Origin of the sequence: Microcystis sp. M49636_WE2 (assembly GCF_030065375.1) — a bacterium.
In the GTDB taxonomy this organism is placed as follows: Bacteria; Cyanobacteriota; Cyanobacteriia; order Cyanobacteriales; family Microcystaceae; genus Microcystis; species Microcystis aeruginosa_C.
Map to the genome: position 1 here is coordinate 1 of NZ_JASJFG010000009.1, position 5920 is coordinate 5920.

The 5920-nt window shown below is 45.1% G+C and carries 4 protein-coding genes; 2 read left to right on the forward strand and 2 right to left on the reverse strand.

Translation table 11 applies throughout. The features are described from left to right. Positions 1 to 392 precede the first annotated feature (392 nt). Both mutS and PX484_RS00220 read right to left on the reverse strand, forming a co-directional pair. Positions 393 to 3041, reverse strand: a complete 2649-nt coding sequence (mutS, locus tag PX484_RS00215; RefSeq protein ID WP_287671501.1) for a DNA mismatch repair protein MutS — start codon at positions 3039 to 3041, stop codon at positions 393 to 395. Between the two features lie 340 nt (positions 3042 to 3381). Continuing rightward, the gene (locus PX484_RS00220) at positions 3382 to 4128 is read right to left on the reverse strand and encodes a metallophosphoesterase family protein (RefSeq protein ID WP_287767014.1); all 747 of its coding nucleotides are present in this window, start codon (positions 4126 to 4128) and stop codon (positions 3382 to 3384) included. A 229-nt stretch (positions 4129 to 4357) separates the two neighbouring features. Between PX484_RS00220 and hemF the strand changes: the two genes are divergently transcribed. Continuing rightward, positions 4358 to 5380, forward strand: coding sequence for an oxygen-dependent coproporphyrinogen oxidase (hemF, locus tag PX484_RS00225; protein WP_002791810.1), 1023 nt, complete (start codon positions 4358 to 4360; stop codon positions 5378 to 5380). Between the two features lie 171 nt (positions 5381 to 5551). Beyond that, positions 5552 to 5920: PP-loop family protein (locus PX484_RS00230; protein ID WP_288102625.1), on the forward strand; the 369-nt coding region annotated here is incomplete at its 3' end.

The window sequence follows — 5920 nt, forward strand, 5'->3', positions numbered from 1 at the left end:
AATTCTTGGGCTGCCCATTTCTCCATTTTTTTGCTTACCTCCACCTTAATTCCTTCTTTCAAAACTATACCTATCAATCGTTTCCCCTTTTTTTAAGTTTCTTCTCTTTTTGTTAAGAAAGATCCGACTAATGGATAGCTTAATAAGGGGGGTGTCTGATCCCCCCTGCCCCCCTTGATAAGGGGGGTGCCGATAGGCGGGGGGATCTACCCTTGATAAGGGGGGTGTCTGATCCCCCCTGCCCCCCTTGATAAGGGGGGTGTCTGATCCCCCCTGCCCCCCTTGATAAGGGGGGTGTCTGATCCCCCCTGCCCCCCTTGATAAGGGGGGTGCCGATAGGCGGGGGGATCTACCCTTGATAAGGGGGGTGTCTGATAATTTTTAACACATACCTACTTACTGTCATCAAAAATATCTAACTGCTGCAGAGAGGGGGAATTATCCGACTTAACCGGTTTAATTTTCTTAATTCCTTGACGCAAACCGATCGCAATTTTACTATGTTTTTCGATTTGACCCATCACCTGCATGGCACGATCGATCACAGAAGCTGGTAAACCGGCTAATCTCCCCGCTTCAATACCATAGGATTTATCCGCGCCTCCCGGTCGTACTTGGTGCAAAAATACTATCTCATGGGGTAATTCTTTGACTGTTACCTGATAATTAGCCACATTCTCTAAAATTGAAGCTAATTCGTTTAGTTCGTGGTAGTGAGTGGCGAAAATCGTCCGCGATTGCAGTACCGTGGCTAAATACTCCGCCACAGACCAAGCTATGGATAACCCGTCAAAAGTGGCTGTCCCCCGGCCAATTTCGTCTAATAATACTAATGATCTGTCTGTGGCGTGATTGAGAATATTGGCGGTTTCGTTCATTTCCACCATAAAGGTGGATTGGCCGGTAGCGAGGTCATCCACAGCCCCCACCCGGGTGAAAATGCGATCGCAGATGGAGATTTTGGCCGACTTTGCCGGGACAAAACTGCCGGTTTGGGCCAACAATTGAATTAATCCCACCTGTCGCAGATAACAACTTTTGCCACTAGCATTGGGACCGGTGAGAATAATCAAGTCGGGGTATTCTAAACCTTCCTGATTGCCCAAATTAATCGAATTCGGCACAAAAAAGCCGGCCCCCAGGGATTGTTCCACCACGGGATGACGACCATCTTTAATATCGATAAGACGACCATCGGCGATTTCTGGGCGACAATATCCCTGATAAACGGCGATTTCTGCCAATGCTGCCAACACATCTAAAGCGGCGACTTTTGTGGCTACTTCCCGGATTTCTGGGGAAAATTCGGCCACTTGACGGCGTAAATCGCTAAAAATCTCGTATTCTAACTTATTTAATTCATCTACTGCCGTCAGAATTATATTTTCTTTCTCCTTTAACTCGGTGGTGATATAACGTTCCTCATTGACTAAAGTTTGCTTACGCACATACTCTTTTGGGGCGAAATCGGCTTTACTGCGGGGTAAACTGATATAATAACCGAAAGTTTTGTTATAACTAACCTTAAGATTACTAATACCCGTTCTTTCTTTCTCTGTCGTCTCCAGATTCTTAAACCAATCGATTACTTCCTGATAGTCGCGCCGCAGGGCATCCAATTGGGCATCAATTCCCTCGCGAATCACCCCCCCTTCCTTCAGATGCAGCGGAGGAGATTCCACCAGATGCGCTATCACCTGCTGGCCTAATTTTTCTAAATCGGCGGGAATTTGCTGTAAAGCTTTCAAATAGGGCGAATTTCCCGAAGCAACCAAAGCCGCTAAATCGGCTAATTTGACTAAAGATGCCGCTAGGGAAAGTAAATCGCGGGCGTTAGCTGTTCCTGCGCCAACACGACCGCTTAAACGTTCTATATCGTAGATTTCCCTTAATTTTTGCCGAATATCTTGGCGCAGGGCGGGATTATCCTTTAACTCTTGGATAGTATCTTGACGGGCGCGAATACCGCGAGAATCTAAGAGAGGTTGCAGTAACCAACGACGTAAAGCGCGACTACCCATGGCCGTGCAAGTGCGATCAATCGCCCATAATAGAGAACCATAGAAGCTACCATCGCGCACCGTTTGGGTAATTTCAAGGTTACGACGGGTTTGCCCATCTAAAATCAAAAATTCGGAGATAGAGTAGGTTTTTAAGGGTTGTAGGGGGACTTGATTGGCTTTTTGGGTATCTTCAATGTATTCTAATAAGCCCCCAGCTGCGCGAATAGCGAGGGGTAAATGTTCGCAGCCCATCCCCTCTAGGGAACGCATTTTATAGGTGATTAGGAGACGATTTTTCGCCTCTGTGAGAGTAAAGATATTTTGGGGACGGAGAGAATAACAAAAACTATCGGGTAAACAGGGGGGGAGATGGTCGGATTTTTCCCCGGGGCGCAAAATACGGTTTAAATCGGGGGCATTGATGGGAAAAAGGATTTCTGAGGGCTGTAAACGGCTTAATTCTAGGCTTAAAGCCGTTAAATCACTGGCTTGGGTGGTGTAGAATTCTCCGGTGGAGATATCTGAATATGCTAATCCCCAATTTTCTCCGGTAATCACCACTGCGGCCAGAAAATTATTCTTTTTTGCGTTTAACATTCCCTCATCGGTGAGGGTTCCGGGGGTGAGCAGTTTGGTGATAGCGCGTTCTACGAGCCGTTTTTCGGCGGCTGCTTCCGTTGAATCTTCTACTTGGTCACAAATCGCCACCGCATAGCCTTTTTCCACCAATAAACGACTATAGCGCTCTAGGGCGTGGTGGGGAACTCCGGTCATGGCGACTCTCCCAATACCTTTACCCCCTTCCTTGCTGGTGAGAACTAATTCCAATTCTCTGGAGATAATCACCGCATCCTGAAAGAAGCACTCGAAAAAATCGCCCACACGATAGAGTAAAAGAGCATTGGGATAGGTTTCTTTTACCTCCACATAATGCTGGTACATAGGGGTGAGTTTATCGCGATCGAGTCCGCGATAATCACGATGGGGATCTTTATTGGTAGCGGGTGGTTCTAGGGGAAAATCCGAGGGGAGAGTCATGGGTGAAAGAAAGCTGGACAATTCTTTATTCAATTTAAGTAGGTAGGCGTTAAAAATTATCAGATGCCCCCCTTATTAAGGGGGGACTCAGGGGGGATCTCCCCGCCTATCGGCACCCCCCTTATTAAGGGGGGACTCAGGGGGGATCGAACCTAAAATCCATTTTTAATTTAATTATAACCAGCTACTTACCGCTCTTGAGAACCTACGATCAAAGAATCCCAATAGGCTAAGCTGCTGGTTCCTGTTATCCAACCCAGAGATTAACATCTGAGCTATCTGCATGAATTTGGTATCATTCCCTGTCCGAGAATTATATTTTTGTTAATAACAGTTATTTTTAAGGGGTGGGCTGCATTCTTTTAGTATAGACTTCGGTAGGATTAATTGAGGTGGTTATATCTTCTAAATCAAATTTTCGCAGAGTTTTATCTTTGGTATTGACCTGATAAACCAAACGATTAGTGATATCTAATCCAGTTAACCAATTACTGTGGGAATGATAGGCTCCCGTGTCGATATCTAGCCAACCGGCACCGGCGACTAATTGCCCCGGATTTACCCCCGGAAAAGTAAAAGTAATCGTGTGGCCAGTGATAATTAATTTATCACTAAAAAAAGGTTCCGGTATACTGTGGAATTCATCGCGGATCCAACAAAAATGAGTAGCATCTTGTTCTTCGAGGGGTAAATGGGGATAAACCCCGGCATGAACCAGCCAAATATCGCCTAAATCGAGGTAAAGAGGCAAGGTTTTCAGCCAATCGATGTGATCTTGCGGTATTTTGTGGTTATAGCTAAAAAGAGTAGTATTACCGCCATTATAAAGCCAACCTGGCAACATTTCCCCGATCATTCTTTGGCTGCCCAACACCTCTAGCAGCATCTGTTCATGATTGCCCAATAGACAACGATAGCGGTGTTGACGAACAAATTCAACCACTTGGGCGCTATTGGGACCACGATCAATTAAATCGCCCAAGAAATAAACTGGTTCCTTTTCTTGAGGCGCGATTGCTTCTATTAGCTGCAAAAGAGGATCGTATTGACCGTGAACGTCACCGATGATGATTCGACGGGAGGGCATAGTGGTAAAAATTGGGGGTCTGTGTTATTGTCCCTTGGTCGGGACTAATTCTAATATGCCCAGTTGAGACTTAAAAATTAACATTGATTTAGGGGAAATGGGGGAATTCAACTAAAACCCCATCACCCAACACCTAACCGGTCTAAATGTTAAGTTAAGTATCGAAGAGCGGCCGTTTCATCACCCGGTAGTAATATAATCACTGAGTTATCAACTTTGATCCTTGAGTATGACTGCATTCACCACAACCCCCACCCTTGCCAATTTGCCCGCCAGTGATAGCCGTAGCCGCGTCAGTGAATTTATGAAATCCCTACAGGATGAAATTTGTCAGGGATTAGAAGAAGTGGATGGACAAGCAAAATTTATCGAAGATAGTTGGCAACGGCCCGAAGGTGGCGGCGGACGTTCGCGAGTTTTGCGGGAAGGGGCAATTTTTGAACAAGCAGGGGTGAATTTTTCGGAAGTTTGGGGGAAAGAATTACCTCCTAGCATTGCCAAACAACGGCCCGAGGCTGCCGGTCATCAATTTTACGCCACGGGAACCTCGATGGTTTTGCATCCTCACAATCCTTATATTCCCACGGTTCACCTCAATTATCGCTATTTTGAAGCCGGCCCGGTTTGGTGGTTTGGCGGCGGTGCCGATTTAACTCCCTACTATGCTTTTGAAGAAGATGCTAGTCATTTTCACCGCACTTTTAAACAGGTTTGCGACCAACATCATCCTGAATATTATCCCGTTTTTAAACGCTGGTGTGATGAATATTTTTATCTCAATCATCGTCAGGAAGCCAGAGGCATCGGCGGGATTTTCTTTGATTACCAAGACGGTTTAGACCCTCTCTATCGTGGTCCTTTTGCCGAAAGTGATGCCGCTATCTATTCAGAAAAATTATCTCCCCAACAACCCCGCAACTGGGAAGAAATTTTTAGTTTCATTAATGACTGTGGCCGAGCTTTTCTACCCGCTTACGTTCCCATTGTCCAGAAACGCCGCTCGACGGAATACGGTGACAGAGAACGTCAGTTTCAACTCTATCGTCGCGGTCGTTATGTAGAATTTAATTTAGTTTATGATCGTGGCACAATTTTTGGGTTGCAAACTAACGGTCGTACCGAGTCGATTTTGATGTCTTTACCTCCTTTAGTCCGTTGGGAATACTGTTATCAACCTGCACCCAATACCCCAGAAGCAAAACTCTATGATATCTTCCTAAAACCCCAAGATTGGGTTAATTGGCAAGGTTAAATCAGTTATCAGTTATCAGTTATCAGTTATCAGAAGATTGCTTTTATTTATTCTTCCCAATTCATAATTCATAATTCATAATTCATAATTCATAATTCATAATTCATAATTCATAATTCCCTCTCCCGTTCTAGTTATCTGTCATTTGTCAAGTAAATAAATTTAAAAATTTTGGCTAATTTTTGGACACCTCTCCATACTCGTCTGGAAACCACAGTCAAAAAGGGACAATTATTACCTAAAAATGCGTCTCTGTTAGTGGCATTGTCGGCAGGTCAGGATTCCCTCTGTTTAGGTCAATTATTGCTGGATTTGCGCTCTCGTTGGGGTTGGCAACTAGCGATCGCTCATTGTGATCACCGTTGGTCTTACGACCGAGGATTAGTGGATCATGTGCGTAAAATCGCCGAAATTTGGCAATTACCCGTTTATATTGCCACCGCACCCCCCATGGCGGAAACGGAAGCCAAGGCCCGACAATGGCGTTATCAAGCTTTACAAACAATCGCCCAAGAACAGGGTTTTAATTATCTTCTCACG